Origin of the sequence: Gulosibacter massiliensis (assembly GCF_900626105.1) — a bacterium.
Taxonomy (GTDB): Bacteria; Actinomycetota; Actinomycetes; order Actinomycetales; family Microbacteriaceae; genus Gulosibacter; species Gulosibacter sediminis.
Window position 1 is genome coordinate 351,590 of record NZ_UYZX01000002.1, and the last position, 17,339, is coordinate 368,928.

Consider the following 17,339-nt stretch of genomic DNA (forward strand, 5'->3'; position numbering starts at 1 on the left):
TGGATACCGCGGCCCCGCTCCGGGCCGCGCGTGCCACCCTGGCCGCATGGCACATCCGCTGCAGGCCGCCCGCGACGCGCTCGCGACCCTGTTCCCTGTGAGCTGCGCGGGCTGCGGCGCGCGCGACGCCGGCGTGTGCGAGGCCTGCCGCCGCGAGTTACGGGCCGCGTGTGCGCCCGAGGTGGGGATGCTCGGCTCGCTCCCGCTGGCCTCCGCGGCCCACTACGGCGACCGGCTGCGGCTGCTCGCCGACGCCTACAAGGAGCGCGGCAGGGTCGATGTCGCGACGGTGCTCGCGCCGCTGCTGCGGGCATCCCTGCTCGCGCTGTTGCGTAGCCTGCCAGGCTGGCCCAGCGAGCCCGTGCTCGTCGCCGTGCCGTCGCGTCGTGCGGCGCGCGCCGCCCGCGGTTTCGACCACGTGCAGCTGCTGCTCGAGCGCGCCGTCGGGCAGCCCGGCGTCGCGGGGCTGGCGCACGCCCGCAAGGTGGGCGATCAGGCGGCGCTGAGCCGCGAGCAGCGGGCCGAAAATCTCGCCGGTGCCCTGCGCGCGCGGCCAGAACTTCGCGGCGCGAACTGCATCGTCGTCGACGACTTCGCGACCACCGGGTCGACGTTGCTCGAGGCGCAGCGGGCCCTCGAAGCGGCCGGTGCGCAGGTGCTCGGAGCCGCGGTAGTGGCTCGAGTCATAAAGCACAACACTACCTCGGCAAATTCTTGACGTCGTAGGGGAATCGTGGAGGTAGATTCTCGTAGTATCTGAGGGACATACATACACATCCGGCTCGGGGTCCGAGTTCGCGAACCCCGAGTTCGCAGATCAGGAGGGTGAGATGGACGTCACAATCAGCGGCCGCAACACCGAGATTCCCGACCGATTCAAGGAGTACGCGGAAGAGAAAGTCACTGCGAAGGTGCAGCAGCTTTCAGAGCGCGCCCAATCGGTTGAAGTGAAGCTCAAGCGTCGCACCGACCGGGCCGGCAACCTCCTCGACAAGGGCAAGGTTGAGATCACGGTCTTCGGACCGTTCCCGACCATGCGTGCTGAGGCCGACGCGGGCGACAAGTATGCGGCATTCGACATCGCGCTCGACAAGCTCGTCGAGCGGATGCGCCGGGTGAAAGATAAGAAGAAGCACCGCCACGGCGGCCAGAGCCTCGCGGATGCGTCGGCGAAGGACTTCTCGCACCTCGACATCGTTCCCGCTGATACCGGTGTCATCGACGTTGTCTCGGGGCAGGCGCAGCCGGCCGCGAGCGTCGACGAAGCATCGTCGTACGACTACAACCCCATCGTCATTCGCGAGAAGGTGTTCGCGCCGAAGCGCATGACCCCCGACGAGGCCGTCGACCACATGGAGCTGCTCGGTCACGACTTCTTCCTCTTTATTGAGGCTGGCCCCGAGCGCCCCGCCGTTGTCTACCGACGTCGCGGCTGGGACTACGGTGTCATCGCGCTCGATGAGGAGGGCTCGACCGAGGGCAGCGCCCCCGAAGAAGTCACCGCCGACTCGGTGGTCTAAGTAACTCCCGAACTCGGGCAGGGCGGACCCTCCGCCCTGCCCGAGTTTTTGTTGAACCGGGGCGAGTACGATTGAGCGAGTTTCCCGGGTACCCGGACGCAACGTCAGGAGAATTTCATTGGCTTCGATCCTCGATAAGGTGCTTCGCTTCGGCGAGGGCCGCCAGCTTCGTCGACTCGAGCGGTTGGCAAATCAGATCAACGGGCTCGAGGGGGAGTTCGAAGAACTCAGCGACGACGAGCTTCGCGACATGACCGATGAGTTCCGCGAGCAGTACCAAGAGGGTGTCGACGCGGGCAAAAGCGACCGGGACATCCTCGACGAACTGCTGCCGCTCGCGTTCGCGGCCGTGCGCGAGGCCGCGCGCCGCACGCTCGGCCAGCGTCACTACGACGTACAGCTCATGGGCGGCGCGGCACTGCACGGCGGCAACATCTCCGAGATGAAGACCGGTGAGGGGAAGACGCTCGTCGCGACGCTCGCGGCCTACCTCAACGCGATCCCCGGCAAGGGCGTGCACATCGTCACGGTGAACGACTTCCTCGCGAGCTACCAGTCAGAACTCATGGGCCGCGTCTTCCGCGCGCTCGGCATGACGACCGGCTGCATCCTCTCGGGCCTCACGCCCGACCAGCGCCGCGAGCAGTACGCCGCCGACATTACCTACGGCACGAACAACGAGTTCGGCTTCGACTACCTGCGCGACAACATGGCGGTCTCGAAGCAGGCGCTCGTCCAGCGTGGGCACTACTACGCGATCGTCGATGAGGTCGACTCGATTCTCATCGACGAGGCGCGCACCCCGCTCATCATCTCTGGTCCCGCTTCCGGTGACGTGAACCGGTGGTACACCGAGTTCGCGAAGCTCGCGAAGCGCCTCAAGGAGGGCCGCGACTACGAGGTCGATGAGAAGAAGCGCACGATCGGTGTGCTCGAGGAGGGCATCGACCGCGTCGAGGACGAGCTCGGCATCGAGAACCTCTACGAGCAGGCGAACACGCCGCTCATCTCATTCCTGAACAACTCGATCAAGGCGAAGGCCCTGTTCCACCGCAACAAGGAATACGTGGTGCAGAACGGCGAGGTTAACATCGTCGACGAGCACACGGGCCGCATCCTGAAGGGCCGTCGCTACAACGAGGGTCTGCACCAGGCGATCGAGGCGAAGGAGGGCGTCACGATCAAGGCCGAGAACCAGACGCTCGCCACCGTGACCCTGCAGAACTACTTCCTCATGTACGAAAAGCTCGCGGGCATGACCGGTACCGCCGAGACCGAGGCGGCCGAGTTCCAGTCGACCTACAAGCTTGGCGTCGTGCCGATTCCGACGAACAAGCCGATGCAGCGCCTCGACAAGCCCGACCTCGTGTACAAGAACGAACGCGCGAAGTTCGCGCAGGTGGTCGAAGACATCGTCGATCGCGCCGAGACGGGCCAGCCCGTGCTCGTGGGTACAACCTCGGTTGAGAAGAGCGAGTACCTGTCGAAGCTGCTCGCGAAGCGCGGCGTCGAGCACGAAGTGCTCAACGCAAAGAACCACGCTCGCGAGGCTGCGATCATCGCGCAGGCCGGCCGCAAGGGCGGCGTCACGGTCGCGACGAACATGGCCGGTCGTGGTACCGACATCATGCTCGGCGGCAACGCCGAGTTCCTCGCGGTGACGAAGATGACCGAGCTCGGGCTCGACCCTGAAGAGGACGCCGAGGCGTACGAGGCGAAGTGGCCCGAGGTGTTCGAGCAGGTGAAGAACGAGGTGAAGGAGGAGGCTGAGGAGGTCGCCGAGCTCGGCGGTCTTTACGTGCTCGGTACCGAGCGTCACGAGTCGCGTCGTATCGACAACCAGCTTCGCGGTCGTTCGGGCCGTCAGGGTGACCCGGGCGAGAGCCGCTTCTACCTGTCGATGACCGACGACCTCATGCGCCTGTTCAACACCGGCGCCGCGCGGGCAATCATGGACAACGACTCGACGCCCGACGACCTCGCGCTTGAGTCGCGCATCGTCTCGCGCGCGATCCAGTCGGCGCAGAGCCAGGTTGAATCTCGCAACGCCGAGATTCGCAAGAACGTGCTCAAGTACGACAACGTGCTCAACGAGCAACGTTCGTCGATCTACGCCGACCGCCGCGCAATCCTCGAGGGCGACGACCTTGAAGACAAGGTGCAGGACTTCATCAATGGCGCGATCCACGACATCGTGCTTGAGCACACGGCGGGCAACCCCGACGACTGGAACGTCGAGATGCTCGAACAAGACCTCAAGCAGCTCTACCCCATGAGCATCACGGTCGAAGAGATCATCGAAGAGCACGGTGGCATGAACCAGGTCACCGACGAGAACGTCGAAGAAGAGGTCATCGCCGACGCGAAGCTTGCGTACGAGAAGCGCGAGGAGCAGCTCGGCGAGGAGGCGAGCCGCGAGCTCGAGCGCCGCATCCTGCTGCAGGTGATCGACCGCAAGTGGCGCGACCACCTCTACGAGATGGATGCGCTGAAGGAGGGCATTGGCCTGCGCGCGCTCTCGCAGCGCGACCCGCTCGTCGAGTACCAGCGCGAGGGCTTCACGATGTACCAGCAGATGCTCGGTGGCATTCGCGAGGAGTCGGTGCAGTTCCTCATGAACACCGAGGTTGAGGTCGAAGAGCACGAGCACGAGGATGGCACGACGCATAAGTCGATCAAGGTGCGCCAGCGCAGCCTCGACGGCGAAGCGCAGCCGACCCAGCAGCTCAACTACTCGGCGGCCGACGAGAGCGGCAACGTGCGGGTCACCGACGGCACCGGCCGCATCAACGTCAACGCGACGCGCGCCGCGATGCGCCGCGAGATGAGCCTCGGCACGGCGTCGGCGATGCGCGAGGCCGAGGGCGACGCGACCGAGTCCGAAGTGCCCGAAGGCGGGCGCGCGACGACCGCGACCACGACCGCGACCACGACCGCGACCACGACCGCGAAGAAGCCCGCGGGCAAGCCGAACCCGGCGCAGAAGAAGAAGTCGCGCTCGGGCAACCCGGCAAAGCACGGCAGCGAACAGGGACGCTCGGCCTCGGCGGTCGCCCGGGAGCAGCAGGCGACGACGCACAAGCAGCAGCGCGGCTCGTTCGGACAGAAGGTCGCCGACGAGTCCGACAACTAGTCGTGGCCCGCGAACGCGATTGGCCCGGCGCCTTTAACACCCGCGACCTCGGGGGAATCCCCGTGGCCGCGGGCGTACTCGCGCCGGGGGTGTTGTTCCGCTCGGGGCAGCCGCAGACCTGGGGCTCCAAGGCCTGGGCGCGCGCCGAGGCCGAGGGCGTGCGCCGCGTGCTCGACCTGCGCGACCCGAGTGAACCCCGCGGCAGCGCCGAAGGCACCGAGGCCATCGAGTATCGCTTCGCACCCGTTGAAGACCCGATATTGCCCGCGTTCCGCGAACGCTTCGACCCGTACCTCAACCACCCGTCGGGCTACGCCGACTTTGTCGGGTTCTTCTCCGAGCGCATCGCGGGGGCCGTCGGAGAGCTGCTCGAGGCCGGGCCCGGCACGCTCGTGTGCTGCTCGGCCGGCCGCGATCGCACGGGGCTTGTCATGGGCATCCTGCTGCTGCGCCTCGGCGCCGATGCCGAGGTGCTCGTGCACGAGGATGAGCTTGCGGTGCGCGCCGTCAACGAGCACCACCTGCACCGCGAGAAGCCGCACCCGTACGAGCGCTGGCACGATGAGCCCGAGCTTGCCGAGATCATCCGCTCGCGTGGCGACGCGGTGCGCGAGTTCGCCGCGGACTTCGACGCGCACGACTTTCTGCGCGCCCACGGGGTGTCGGATGCGGCGGTCGAGCGGGCCTGCGACTGGCTGATCGCGCCCCGCTAGCGACGGCTGAGCCGGGCCTAGAGCACGTGCAGGCGTTGGGCCCGCCAGCGACCCCGGTACGACTCGAGCCGGATCGCGACCGCGCGGCAGCGGCTGCCGAGGTCGACGATGACGGTCGACTCGACGACGCCTTCGCGAGGCGACTGCCAGATGCAGCGGATCGGCTCGATCTTCGGGCGCATCGCCACCCCGCCGCGGCGCTGCCGGGCGCGGGCCGCGTGCTGCGCCCGCGCGAGCAGTTTGCTCGCGACCTCGGGCGCCAGCCAGCGCGTCAGCTGTTCGATTTCGCGGATGCCCGCCATCGCCTCGAACACGCCGCGCGCGAGGTTACGGAGCATCGGCTCGGGGTCGCCCGTCGGGGCAGCGGTGCCGCTCGGCGCGGGAAGTGCAGTGAGCACGCCCTCGCCAAATCGCAGCGGTTGCGGAACATCGTCGTTGAGGGCGGTGGAGAGGCGCGACTGCGGCTGGGGCATCGTTGGCTCCTGTCGAGAGGCAGGCGTACGTCGCCATTCAACAATCTGGGGCCAGGCCGTGGGGTGTTTCGGCAAAATCTGTGGATAAGTCCACCCCTCGGCTGACGCGCGAATCATCCTGTGGATAACTTGACGGTTCGTGGTCGAGATGCATCAGACTGTTGGGGTGCGCTGGAATGACCTCTTCGACGACCTCGCGGGGCAGTTTGACGCCGAACACGAGCGGGCCCGGCGCCTCGAGGCAGTCGAAGACGAACGCCTCCGCGTCGCGCGCACCACGCTGCGCCAGCGCCTCGCCGCGCTGCAGGCGGCGCTCGAGCCGGGGGAGTGCATCGACCTTGAGCTCCTCAGCGGCGACCGCCTGCGCGCCGAGCCGATCGAGTTCGGCGCCGAATGGTTCTTCGCCAGGCTCCCGTCGGTCGCGGGCCACTACGCGAGCGTGCTCGTGCCGCTCGCGGGCATGGGGTCGGTCATACTCACGCGCAGCCAGCTCGATCGATCGCTCGCGCCGCGACCCGAGGCGCCCGAGTCGCTTACGGCCCGGCTCGGCTTCGTCATGCCGCTGCGCGATCTGGCTCGTCGACGCGTGCACTGCGAGTTGACCACCACGCTTGGTGTGCTGCGCGGCACCATCGATCTCGTCGCGCGCGATCACCTCGACCTCGCGGTACACGATCTCGATACGCCGCGGCGCACGCCCGACGTGGCGGCCTTTCGTGTCGTGCCGCTCCACGAGATTCGCCTCGTGCGCGTCGCCGGCGACGTCGCGAATTAGTTGTTGCTGTCGCGCCAGCTGCCCGAGCTGGTGATCTCGGGGATGTCGATGAATTCCTGTTGCCCGAACATCGCCTCGCGGCGGCGAGCCTCGTACTGATCGGCGACGAAGCGCTCGAGTTCGAGCTGTTCGACGCGCAGGGCGCCGGCCGACCCGATGCGGATCGCGGCGAGTTCGTTGGACTCGACGAGGTCGCGGACGACGTCGAGTTCGACGTTGAGGATCTCGGCAACGTCGGAGAGGGTGAGGAAACGGGGAAGCCCCTGGCTGGGGTTCGAAGACATGCCTCAAGTATCCCAGCGATTCCCTGCACGCTCGCCGCCTGTGGATAACTTGCCCAGCGAGTTCGGACGATGTCGCAACATAGACACGTCAAGGCGGACGAGCCTCCGCCAATGCCCGCGAACAAGGAGCGCTCACGTGGCACAAGGTCGCAGAACCCGAGTCGATCCGCGACTCATTATCGGCATCGTGCTCGTTGCCGGCTCGATCGCGGGCGTCGTCGGCGTCGTGCAATCTACGGCGCAAACGACGACGGTCTACGCACTGGGGCAGGCTGTCGCCGCGGGCGAAACGATCACCGCCGAGCAACTCACCGCGGTCGAGGTGTCGGCGGCTACGCCGACCGAGCTCTACCTCACCGAGGCGAGCGCCGAGAGCTACATCGCTACCCGGCCCATCGGCGCGGGTGAGCTCGTGCCGCTCACGGCGCTCGGCGACGCCGACACCTCGAGCGCGGCCGTGGTCGTCAGTATCCCTGGCGAACTGCCCGGCGGCATCAGCACCGGCACGACGGTCGAAATCTGGTCGGCCGCCGCGGGTGAGCGGATGGGCACCTACGACGCGCCGCAGGTGCTCGTCGCGCAGGCGCAGGTCATTCGCGTGATCGAGCAGGACGACTTCGTCGCCACCGCACAGGTCGACGTCGAACTGCGCATTCCCGACGACGAGGTCGCGACGGTCATGAGCGCGACCTCGAACGGGGCGCGGCTACAGCTCGTGCCGCTGCACGAACCGGTGCGGGAGTAGCTCGTGGCGCGCATCATCCTGGCCGTGGATTACGACGTTGAGGCGAATCTGCTCGAGGGCATCATCCGGGCCGGCCACGAGATCGTCGACCGCGTCACCGGCGCTGCCTCGCTCGCGGCCGCGGTCGAGCGCGCCCGGCCCGAGCTCGTGCTCGCGCAGGCTGGCCCCGAGACGCTCAATCCACGGAGCCTCGCCGCCTGCGATGGCGCCGGTGCCCGCACGATCGCCGTCGTGGGGAACGAGGCCGAACGCAGGCAGGCAACCGAGCTCGGGCTCGTCGACCGCATCCGCGCCGACGACAGGTGGGATGCGGTTGAGCGGCTGCTCGAGGGGGAGGCCGCCCGCGCTGCGCCGCCCGTCACAGCCCAGACCGAGCCGGAGGAGCCGCCACGCAGTCGCAAGGACCGCCGCCGCGAAGAATCGCGTCGAGGCCGACGCAGCCCGCAGCGCGAGGTGCCGCCGCCGATCGAGCCGAGCGCGCCACCGGTTCCGGCGCCCGGCCGCATCCTCGCCGTCTGGGGCCCGCACGGTTCGCCGGGCGTCACCACCGTGGCGATCGCCCTCGCGGCGTCGCTCGTGAATCAGGGCCGGCGGGTGCTGCTCGTCGACGCCGACACGTATGGCGGGGCCGTCGCACCGGCGCTCGGCATCGCCGACGAGGCACCGGGGCTCGCGGCCGCCTGCCGCCTCGCCGGCGCGGGCTCGCTCTCGGCAGTCGAACTCGATCGCGTGAGCTCGGAGGTCGCCTGTGCGCGCGGCACCCTGCGTGTGCTCTCGGGCATCAGTAACCCTGCCCGCTGGCCCGAGCTGCCGAGCGAGCGGATGCGCGCGGTGCTGGGGCTCGCGCGCGATGAGTACGAGTTCGTCGTCGTCGACGTCGGCTTCAACCTCGAGCGAGACGAGGAACTCGTGAGCGATGTCGCGGCGCCTCGTCGCAACGCCGCCGCGCACGCCGCGATCGAGGTGGCGGATGCTGTGGTCGCGGTCGGCGAAGCAACCCCGGTTGGGCTGCAGCGCTACCTGCGGGCGCGGCTCGGCCTTGTCGATCTGCGTGGCGATGCGACCCACCTCGAGACGGTCATCACCCGCCTGCGCCGCGGGGCGGTCGGCGCCGATTCGGCCGGCCAGGTGCGGCAGGTGTTGCTGCGTTTTGGCGGCATTGAACGCGCCACCCTGCTGCCCGATGACTCCAAGGCCGTCGACCGGGCGATGGCCGAGGCGATCGCGGTGGTCGATGCGGCGCCGAGGTCACAACTCGCGAAGCAGCTCGACGCGCTCGCCCTTCGGCTCGGTCACGTTGCCGACGCCGCGGCACCGCTTCCGGCGGATCTCCAATCAGATCGCTCACTCGTCCAATAATGTGGAGGCGTGTCGAGCCTCACCAATCTCATACAACGCCACAGCGACCTCGATTCGAGTGATCGCGAGTGGCTCATGCTGCTGCTTGCTGACTGGCAGCTGCTCGCCGACCTCGCCCTCGCCGATCTCGTGCTCTGGGTGCGCGACTCCGAGGCTCGCTGGGTGGCGGTCAGCCAGGCGCGACCGGCGTCGGCGCCGACCCTGTTCTATCGCGATCTCATCGGTCAGCGCGTGCGCGAGCAGTGGGAGATGGAGGTCGAGGCGGTCTACCAGCGCGGCGTGACGATTCGCTCATCTGCCCCCGACTGGTTCGACGAGATTCCCGCGCAGCTCACGACAAGCCCAGTGTTCTCGACACGCCACGCCGACGGCCGGGCGCAGCGCTCAGAGCGGCCGATCGCGATCATCACGCGGCACACGAACCTCGCCGGCACACGGCAGCCGACGCGGCAGGAGGTCACGTTCCGCGAATGCTCGGAGGACCTCTTCGACATGATCGCGGCGGGGGACTTTCCCGATCTCGACGCCCCCGAGTTCTCCCGTCGCGGCGCGCCCCGGGCCTCGGACGGCCTCGTGCGGCTCGACACCGACGGCGTCGTCACCTTTGCGAGCGCGAACGCCCTCTCGGCACTGAACAAGCTCGGCTTCGGTGGCGAGCTCGAGGGCGAGATCTTTTCGGAAGTTGCCTCGACCCTTGTCGACGACAAGCGCAACGTCACGGTCGACGAGGCGTTGCCGCTCGTCGTGACCGGCCGTGCCCCATGGATGAGCGATGTGGATGCGCGCGGCGTCACGGTCACGCTGCGCGCGATTCCGCTGCGCCGCGGCGGCGAGCGGCTCGGCGCGATCGTGCTTTGCCGTGACACGACCGACGTGCGCAACCAGATGCAGGAACTCATCACCAAAGACGCGACGATCCGCGAGATCCACCACCGAGTGAAGAACAACCTGCAGACCGTCGCGGCGCTGCTGCGCATCCAGGCCCGCCGGGCGAAGGCCGACGAGGCCCGAGAGTCACTGCTGCAGGCGATGCGTCGCGTCTCGTCGATCGCGGTCGTGCACGACACCCTGTCGGGCGGCTTCTCGCAGTCGGTCGACTTCGACGAGGTGTTCGCCCGGGTCATGCGGCTCGCGATCGAGGTCGCCGGCGGCACCGGCACCGAGGTGCGACCGGTGCTCGAGGGTTCGTTTGGCTCCGTGCCAAGCGAGTTCGCGACCCCGCTCGCCCTCGCGTTGACCGAGCTCGTGACGAACGCGGTCGAGCACGGATTCCCGGCAGGCAGCTCCGACGGCCAAGTCGCCGTCACGGTCGAGCGCGACGACGACAATCTTGCCATTCAGGTGCGCGACAACGGCGTGGGCATGGTCGGCGGCCACGAGGGCTCGGGCCTCGGCACGCAGATTGTGCGGACGCTCGTCGAGGGTGAGCTCGGCGGCGCCATCGCGTGGCAGGAGAACCCGGCGGGCGGCACGCTCGTGCAGATCAGCATCCCGCGCCGCTGGGGCGTCGGGTGACAAACGAAGTGCCTCGACGAAAAATCCGCCGAGGCACTGAGTTGCTTGGCTGGGTTAGCTGGCGCGGCGGGCGCGCGCAGCGCGACGCTTGAGCGCGCGACGCTCGTCCTCCGAGAGGCCACCCCAAACGCCAGAATCCTGGTTCGTGTCGAGTGCGTACTGCAGGCACTGCTCGGTTACCGGGCACCGCGAGCAGATTGACTTGGCGGCGTCGATCTGTTCAATCGCGGGGCCGGTGTTGCCAACCGGGAAGAACAGCTCGGGGTCAGCATGCAAGCATGCAGCGCGATCACGCCAATCCATGTAAATGGGCTCCTTGTCTACGCGTTTTGGCACGCGGAGGCCGTACTCTCAGACGGAGTCGTGATGACAGCGGCACACCAAACTGCGGGTTTGCGCAAGGGCGCCGAAGTCCTGATCTGTAGTATTTTGCCACGCAGTTGCATGCCAATCAAGGGATTATTCGAGTGAACGCAGAGGGCAAACGCCCCACCGAGGCCGCCACGACCGCGCCGGTGTGGCCGTCGATTCTTCTGGCGATGGTGCTCGGGGTCGAAGCACTCGTCATGGCGTGGGTGACAGTGCTGCTCTTCGTCGAGTTCTTGACGCAGGATGCGCTCTCGGTCGCGTCGTCGATCGCGCTCATCGTCATGGCCGGGCTCGCGACCGTGCTGCTCATTGCGCTCACCGTCGGCGTCTGCCTCGGTCAGCGCTGGGTACGCGGGCTCACCGCGGTGTGGCAGGCGCTGCAGGTTGCGGCCGCGGTCACGGTGATCCGTGGCGACATGATGCCCGCCCTCGGCTGGGCGCTCGCGGCGGCATCGCTCGTCGGTCTGCTGCTCGTCTTCCACCCCGCGGTGGCCGCGCGGCTCAAGTAGCTAGCTGTCGCCGAGCTTCTTGAGGATCCGGTCGACGTGGCCGGTGGCCTTGACGTTGTAGAGCGCCTCGATGACCTTGCCGTCCTCGTCAACGAGGAAGGTGGAGCGGATCGCGCCCTCGACGATGCGGCCGTAGTTGTTCTTCTCGCCGTAGGCGGCGAGGCGGGTCTGCACCTCGTGGCCCGGGTCGCTCAGCAGGGTGTACGGCAGTTCGTATTCGGTCTTGAACTTTGCCAATTTGTCTACCGAGTCGGCGGAGAGCGCGAGCACCTTGTAGCCCGCGGCGGTGAGCCGGGCGTCGCTGTCGCGGAAGTCGCAGGCCTCCTGCGTGCAGCCCGGGGTGAATGCCTGCGGGAAGGTGTAGACCACGAGCTTCGAGCCGCGGAAATCGCTGGGGGACACCTGCTTGCCGTCCTGGTCGCTCAGCGTGAATTCCGGAAAGACGTCGCCGGGCTGCAGTCGGATGGGTTCGGTCACGGAGTTCTCCTCAGGGTCGGGCGCGGCCGCGACGGACGAATGTACGCAGCAGCCTGAATCATGCGGCAATTTGAACACACTTTGGTCTGTTCCCCATCAGAGTGCACACAACGCCCCGGGTGCGGGTTATGCTCCCCACACATCTGAAAATTGGAACCCAACGCCCTCACTCGGCTGCGACGCGATCAGCGTTGCTTGCGGCCCGCAGCAGCAACGAAGCTCAATTGAGGTGGGCGAGGTGGTTCCCGTGTCGGCGCAGCGTGCTGCGTCGGCGTCTGAAAGGCAAAAGCAATGGTGAAATCGTCCGTCGCTCGTTCGTCCCGGAAAGCCCTCGGCGCCATTGGCGCCTTCGCCGCGGTTGCGCTTGTGCTCACCGGCTGCGTGCAGAACACCGAGGGGACCGGCGGCAATGCCAACCCCACCGAGAGCGCCGAAATCTCGGTGACGAAGTCTGACACCGCCGCCGCCATGGTGCCCGAGGAGATCTCGAGTGCCGGTGTGCTCCGCGTGGGCACCGACGCCACCTACGCCCCGAACCAGTACGCCGGCCCCGACGGGCAGCCGGTGGGCTGGGAGGTCGAACTCGTCGAGGCGATCGGCACGAAGCTCGACCTCGACGTCGAGTGGTCGAAGGAGGGCTTCGACCAGATCATCCCGAAGGTCACCGGCGGCACGCTCGACATGGGCTCGTCGAGCTTCTCCGACACCGTCGAGCGCCAGAAGTCGGTTGACTTCGTCGACTTCTACTCGGCCGGCCTCCAGTTCGTGCGCGGCGTTGACGTCGACCCGCTGCCGGACTCACTGTGCGGCCTCACCATCGGCGCGCAGGCGACCACCACGTCCGACGACTACCTCATGGCCGCGAGCGACGAGTGCGAGGCGAACGGCGAGGCACCGATCGACCTCGTCAAGAAGGACGGTCAGGACGAGGCCACGAACGACGTCGTGCTTGGTAACACCGACTACATGCTCGCCGACTCGCCGATTGCGCAAAACAGCGTGCTGCAGGCCTCCGACAAGATCACCCTTGAGGGCGACGTCTTCGACGCGGCCCCGTACGGCCTTGTGTTTGCGAAGGACACCGAGCTGACGCAGGCGGTGCAGACCGCGATGCAGGAGCTCATGGATGAGGGCACCTACGAACAGATCCTCAGCAATTGGGGTGTTCAGGACGGCGCCGTCGACGAAGCTGAGATCAACGGTGTCAGCTAGCACCGACCCCATCGTCGCGGTCAAGCTGCGACACCCCTGGCGGACGACCGTTGCGATCGTTCTCGTCTTGCTGCTCGCCGTAGTCATTTATGACGCGGCCACGCGCGAGACCTTCCGCTGGCACCTCGTCGGGGCGTACCTCTTCGACACCCGGGTATTCCAGGCCGTCGGAGTGACCCTTGCGCTCACCATCCTCTCGATGGTGCTCGCGGTGGTCATGGGCCTCGTGCTCGCCGTCATGCGGCTCAGCGATAATCCGGTGCTGCGCACCCTGTCGTGGCTGTACCTCTGGCTCTTCCGCGGCACGCCAGTCTACGTGCAGCTCGTATTTTGGGGCCTACTGTCGACGATCTACCGGTCGATCGAGGTCGGCGTGCCGTTCACCGACACGACCTTCTTCACGATCGCGCCATTCGAGGCGATCGACCTGTTCTGGCTCGCCGTGCTCGGCCTCGCATTCAACGAGGCCGCGTACATGGCCGAGATCGTGCGCTCGGGCATCCTCTCGGTCGATGCTGGGCAGGAGGAGGCATCGAAGGCGCTCGGCATGAGCTGGCGCGACACCATGTTGCGCATCATCATTCCGCAGTCGATGCGCGTCATCATTCCACCGACGGGCAACGAGCTCATCTCGATGCTGAAGACCACGTCGCTCGTCACCGCACTCGGGTTCACGCTCGATCTCTATGCGCGCTCGCGGGAGATCTCGGCGGCGCTCTACGAGCCGGTGCCACTGCTCATCGTGGCGAGCATCTGGTACCTCGTGGTCACGAGCGTGCTCATGGTGGGCCAGCACTACCTCGAGGCCTACTTCGGCCGTGGGGTGGCCCCGCAAAAAGACACGGGCGTGGCCGATACTGGCGTGCTCAAACTGCCGGTCGGCCAGCAGACCGGGGCCGTGTCGACGGCCGACTCGGCGACTTCGACGCGAACGACGGGAGACGGTGCATGACCGCAACGGCCACCGCGACACCGATGGTGCGCGCGGAACACATCGTCAAGAGCTTCGGCTCGAACACCGTGCTCAAGGACATCTCGCTCGAGGTCGGCCGCGGCCAGGTGCTCTGCCTGATCGGGCCGTCCGGCTCGGGCAAGTCGACGCTGCTGCGCTGCATCAACCACCTCGAGACGATCGACGGTGGGCGGCTCTGGGTCGAGGACGAGCTCATCGGCTACAGGCAGCGCGGCGAGAAGCTCTACGAGATGACGCCGAAAGAAGTGTCGACGCAGCGCGCCGACATCGGCATGGTGTTTCAGCGGTTCAACCTGTTCCCGCACATGACCGCGCTCGAGAACATCATCGAGGCGCCGATGCGGGTGAAGCACGAGAAGAAGTCGGTCGCCTCGAAGCGGGCGATGGAGCTGCTCGAGCAGGTCGGCCTCGCGCACAAGGCGAAGTCGTACCCCGGGCACCTCTCGGGCGGTCAACAGCAGCGCGTCGCGATCGCTCGGGCGCTCGCGATGCAGCCGAAGCTCATGCTGTTCGATGAGCCGACCTCGGCGCTCGACCCGGAGCTCGTCGGTGACGTGCTCGGCGTCATGAAGCAGCTCGCCGAGAGCGGCATGACCATGGTCGTCGTGACGCACGAGATGGCGTTCGCGCGCGACGTCGGCGACCACCTCGTGTTTATGGATGCGGGTGTCGTGGTGGAGGAGGGCGACCCCCGGGACGTCATCACGAATCCGCAGCACGCGCGTACCAAGGCGTTCCTCTCGCGCGTAGGTTAACGACTTGCAAACACGTGTCGAGCGGTGGTAATGTCTTTCAGTCGGTACGGCGAGGTTGACGAACCAACTCCGCCGCTCGATTCGCGCCTCTAGCTCAATAGGCAGAGCAGCTGACTCTTAATCAGCGGGTTCCGGGTTCAAGTCCCGGGGGGCGCACGACAAATCCCCACTACGACATCGCCGCAGTGGGGATTCCTCGTTTCCGTGTGAACCTGACCGTGACAATGCTGGGGCAGAATAGAACGACGCAGACTTTCCTGGGATCCGAAAGAAGGCAGAGCGTGGCTGCAGGTACCGTTCTCGACAAGCGCGAGTCAGCGATCGAACTCGTTCGTCCCACCACACTTGCGCAGGTGCAAGACACTGTGCGGCGGGCACACCTCACCGGCGCGCAGGTGCGGCTGATCGACCCACAGGGCAGCGCCGAGGCCGCTCAGCCGGGCGTCGCGATCGACCTCCGCGGCCTGCGTGGCCTCGTCAGCGTCGACCCCGCGGCGGGCACGGCGACGTTCCTCGCCGGCACGACGATCGACCAGGCCGCGACCCAGCTCGAAGCCGAGGGGCTGTCGATGGTGGGCGCCCCGAGCGACGCGAAGCTCACGCTCGGCGCCGGTGTCGTGCTCGGCGGACACAGCGGCGCACCGCGAGACGCGAGCTTCCCCGCATCCGTCGCCGGCGTCACCCTGATTGACGAAACTGGCGCCGTGCTCCGAGTCTCGGCATCGCGCAACCCGCACTTCTGGAGCGCCGCTCGCCTCTCGCTCGGCGCGCTCGGCATCGTCACCGAGGTGACCGTGCGCGTGCGCCGCTACCGGGCGCTGCGCGTGAAGCGAGTCAAGACCGACCTGCGTTCGATGCTGCGCGATCTGCCCGAGGCTCGCAGCAAGGTCGACTACTACGTCGCGGCCTGGCGCCCCGGCCACGACGGCGTCAAGCTCACGCTCGGTTGGCTCGAGGATGCGTCGCCCGCGCAGGTCGCGGCCCGTCGCGGCAACCTCTCGTCGGCGCTGCACGCGCAGGACGAGAAGGCGGGCCTGTTCAGTCGCCTCCGCGCGGGGGTGCGTCGCCTGTTCGGCGGCGGGGCCGAGCGGCTCGACGAGCGTCGCGAGGGGCCGACCGGCTCGCTCGCCGAGGGGCGCGACGTCGCCGGCGCGAACTCGAGTGCCGTGACTATGGAATACCAGTTCCCGCTCTACAAGGTCGACCTCGTGCTGCAGGCGCTGCATGACATCGCGCAGCGCAACCGCGCGTTCTCGGGCGTGCAGACGCGACTCGGCATGGTCGCGCGCGACGACGTGTGGCTGTCGCCCGCGTACGGGCAGGATGTGGTGGCCGTCGCCCTCGACGTGAGCGACGCATCCGGCCGCAACCTCGAGGCACTGCGGCAGGCCGAGGAACTCTTCATTTACCTCGGCGGACTGCCGAACTGGGCGGGTTGGAACACCTTCACCGCCGGTGAAGCCGCCGACGTGATGCCCCGCTACAGCGACTTCGTGCACATCGCGCGAGACCTCGATCCGGATGCAATTTTCAGGAACGCGGTCGCGGACCGCCTGGTTCATTAGGTTTTAGGGGAAACTTATTTCTAGGGAGCTCGCATGGGGGCGACCTAGAATTGGGTCTTCCAGCACCTTCCCAACACGAATGGAACTCCCAGGGCATGGCCAGTAAAGACCGCGACCGTATTCGACAGCTTCGTGAGGAAGCCAACGCGCTTCGCAAGAAGGAAGAGGCGCGCAAGCGTCGCAGCCGGATGTTCGCCCAGCTCGGCATCGTGGCTGGCGCCGTCGTCGTGATCGCGGCGATCGTCCTGCTCGTAGTGATGGGACCGAAGTGGTTCAGCAACCAGGTCACGCCGTCGGCCGAGGGTGAGGTCGAGCTCACGAACTCGGCGGGCGACGCCGTGAGCCTTCCGATCCGCGTCGAGGAGGACGGCGGCGTCGTGGTTGGCTCCGACGACGCTCCCGCGAAGCTTGACTACTACTTCGACTTCTCCTGCCCTGCCTGCCAGGACTACCACTCGGCCATGGAGTCGTCGTACGAGCAGGTTATTGCCGACGGCGACGCGCAGGTGACCTACCACATGATCCGCTTCGTGCAGGACTACGGCCAGTACGCCGGCTCGGCCACCGCGGGCGTCATCAGCTCCGACCCGAGCCTTTTCTACACCGTCATGAACGGCATCTTCTCGGTGCCGGCCGAGACGCAGGTCGGCTGGGGCTACAGCGACTACGCGTCGTACGTGCAGACCCTCGGCTTCACCGATGAAGAGGTCATCCAGAACATCGCCGATGGCAACTACGGCGGCTGGATCAGCGACAACACCGAGCGCGCCCGCGAAGATGGCATCTCGGGCACCCCGTCGGTCGGCGTGAACGGCACGCTGCTCGAGACCGTGCCCGCCTCGCTCGACGAGTTGCTCGACGCCATCGGCGCTGAGCCCGCGGCCACCACCGACTCGACCACCGAGCCGACGGCCACCGCTGAGTCGACGACCGAGCCGACCGCCACAACGGGGAACTAAGCC

The 17,339-nt window shown here is 67.3% G+C and carries 18 protein-coding genes and 1 tRNA gene; 15 read left to right on the forward strand and 4 right to left on the reverse strand.

Annotated elements, in window-relative coordinates:
* The first annotated feature begins 46 nt into the window (after positions 1 to 46).
* From EJL01_RS11430 to EJL01_RS11445, 4 genes are all read left to right on the forward strand, one after another.
* The gene (locus EJL01_RS11430) at positions 47 to 718 is read left to right on the forward strand and encodes a ComF family protein (RefSeq protein WP_125107760.1); all 672 of its coding nucleotides are present in this window, start codon (positions 47 to 49) and stop codon (positions 716 to 718) included.
* Positions 719 to 830: 112 nt separating this feature from the next.
* Positions 831 to 1,520: a ribosome hibernation-promoting factor, HPF/YfiA family gene (gene hpf / locus EJL01_RS11435; RefSeq protein ID WP_125107761.1), complete on the forward strand. Its 690-nt coding sequence runs from the start codon at positions 831 to 833 to the stop codon at positions 1,518 to 1,520.
* A gap of 118 nt (positions 1,521 to 1,638) precedes the next feature.
* Entirely contained in the window at positions 1,639 to 4,653 is a 3,015-nt protein-coding gene (gene secA, locus EJL01_RS11440; RefSeq protein WP_125107762.1) for a preprotein translocase subunit SecA, read from the forward strand.
* A gap of 2 nt (positions 4,654 to 4,655) precedes the next feature.
* Positions 4,656 to 5,366, forward strand: coding sequence for a tyrosine-protein phosphatase (locus tag EJL01_RS11445; RefSeq protein ID WP_125107763.1), 711 nt, complete (start codon positions 4,656 to 4,658; stop codon positions 5,364 to 5,366).
* Positions 5,367 to 5,383: 17 nt separating this feature from the next.
* On the opposite strand, the gene EJL01_RS11450 is transcribed toward EJL01_RS11445, so the two are convergent.
* Positions 5,384 to 5,839, reverse strand: a complete 456-nt coding sequence (locus tag EJL01_RS11450) for an Rv3235 family protein (protein WP_125107764.1) — start codon at positions 5,837 to 5,839, stop codon at positions 5,384 to 5,386.
* Positions 5,840 to 5,987: 148 nt separating this feature from the next.
* On the opposite strand from EJL01_RS11450, the gene EJL01_RS11455 reads away from it, so the two are divergent.
* Positions 5,988 to 6,614 (forward strand): hypothetical protein, encoded by a 627-nt coding sequence (locus EJL01_RS11455; RefSeq protein WP_164509811.1) that lies wholly within the window; start codon positions 5,988 to 5,990, stop codon positions 6,612 to 6,614.
* On the opposite strand, the gene EJL01_RS11460 is transcribed toward EJL01_RS11455, so the two are convergent.
* On the reverse strand, positions 6,611 to 6,898 hold the full coding sequence (locus tag EJL01_RS11460) for a helix-turn-helix domain-containing protein (RefSeq protein ID WP_125107766.1): 288 nt from the start codon (positions 6,896 to 6,898) through the stop codon (positions 6,611 to 6,613). The genes EJL01_RS11455 and EJL01_RS11460 overlap by 4 nt on opposite strands.
* Before the next feature lie 136 nt (positions 6,899 to 7,034).
* On the opposite strand from EJL01_RS11460, the gene EJL01_RS11465 reads away from it, so the two are divergent.
* From EJL01_RS11465 to EJL01_RS11475, 3 genes are read left to right on the forward strand one after another with little or no spacing between them, the layout of a single operon-like run.
* Positions 7,035 to 7,643: an SAF domain-containing protein gene (locus EJL01_RS11465; protein ID WP_164509812.1), complete on the forward strand. Its 609-nt coding sequence runs from the start codon at positions 7,035 to 7,037 to the stop codon at positions 7,641 to 7,643.
* Positions 7,644 to 7,646: 3 nt separating this feature from the next.
* On the forward strand, positions 7,647 to 9,002 hold the full coding sequence (locus tag EJL01_RS11470) for a CpaE/TadZ family protein (RefSeq protein WP_125107768.1): 1,356 nt from the start codon (positions 7,647 to 7,649) through the stop codon (positions 9,000 to 9,002).
* Positions 9,003 to 9,011: 9 nt separating this feature from the next.
* On the forward strand, positions 9,012 to 10,517 hold the full coding sequence (locus tag EJL01_RS11475) for a sensor histidine kinase (protein ID WP_125107769.1): 1,506 nt from the start codon (positions 9,012 to 9,014) through the stop codon (positions 10,515 to 10,517).
* A gap of 54 nt (positions 10,518 to 10,571) precedes the next feature.
* Here the strand turns inward: EJL01_RS11475 and EJL01_RS11480 are convergent, their stop codons facing one another.
* Positions 10,572 to 10,820 carry a WhiB family transcriptional regulator gene (locus tag EJL01_RS11480; protein ID WP_125107770.1) on the reverse strand — a complete coding sequence of 83 codons (249 nt, stop codon included), beginning with the start codon at positions 10,818 to 10,820 and terminating at the stop codon, positions 10,572 to 10,574.
* 164 nt (positions 10,821 to 10,984) lie between these two features.
* On the opposite strand from EJL01_RS11480, the gene EJL01_RS11485 reads away from it, so the two are divergent.
* The gene (locus tag EJL01_RS11485) at positions 10,985 to 11,395 is read left to right on the forward strand and encodes a hypothetical protein (RefSeq protein WP_125107771.1); all 411 of its coding nucleotides are present in this window, start codon (positions 10,985 to 10,987) and stop codon (positions 11,393 to 11,395) included.
* On the opposite strand, the gene EJL01_RS11490 is transcribed toward EJL01_RS11485, so the two are convergent.
* Positions 11,396 to 11,872 carry a peroxiredoxin gene (locus tag EJL01_RS11490; protein WP_125107772.1) on the reverse strand — a complete coding sequence of 159 codons (477 nt, stop codon included), beginning with the start codon at positions 11,870 to 11,872 and terminating at the stop codon, positions 11,396 to 11,398.
* 291 nt (positions 11,873 to 12,163) lie between these two features.
* Between EJL01_RS11490 and EJL01_RS11495 the strand changes: the two genes are divergently transcribed.
* The 6 genes from EJL01_RS11495 to EJL01_RS11520 all read left to right on the forward strand — a co-directional run bounded on the left by EJL01_RS11495 (position 12,164) and on the right by EJL01_RS11520 (position 17,336).
* Positions 12,164 to 13,084 carry a transporter substrate-binding domain-containing protein gene (locus tag EJL01_RS11495; protein ID WP_125107773.1) on the forward strand — a complete coding sequence of 307 codons (921 nt, stop codon included), beginning with the start codon at positions 12,164 to 12,166 and terminating at the stop codon, positions 13,082 to 13,084.
* On the forward strand, positions 13,074 to 14,036 hold the full coding sequence (locus EJL01_RS11500; RefSeq protein ID WP_125107774.1) for an amino acid ABC transporter permease: 963 nt from the start codon (positions 13,074 to 13,076) through the stop codon (positions 14,034 to 14,036). The genes EJL01_RS11495 and EJL01_RS11500 overlap by 11 nt, the downstream gene beginning before the upstream one ends.
* Positions 14,033 to 14,812, forward strand: a complete 780-nt coding sequence (locus EJL01_RS11505) for an amino acid ABC transporter ATP-binding protein (RefSeq protein WP_125107775.1) — start codon at positions 14,033 to 14,035, stop codon at positions 14,810 to 14,812. Before EJL01_RS11500 ends, EJL01_RS11505 begins: the two co-directional genes overlap by 4 nt.
* An 83-nt stretch (positions 14,813 to 14,895) precedes the next feature.
* A tRNA-Lys gene (locus tag EJL01_RS11510) sits at positions 14,896 to 14,968 on the forward strand.
* Between the two features lie 125 nt (positions 14,969 to 15,093).
* Positions 15,094 to 16,377, forward strand: a complete 1,284-nt coding sequence (locus EJL01_RS11515; protein ID WP_164509813.1) for an FAD-binding protein — start codon at positions 15,094 to 15,096, stop codon at positions 16,375 to 16,377.
* A 95-nt stretch (positions 16,378 to 16,472) separates the two neighbouring features.
* Positions 16,473 to 17,336, forward strand: a complete 864-nt coding sequence (locus EJL01_RS11520; RefSeq protein ID WP_125107777.1) for a DsbA family protein — start codon at positions 16,473 to 16,475, stop codon at positions 17,334 to 17,336.
* Positions 17,337 to 17,339 lie beyond the last annotated feature (3 nt).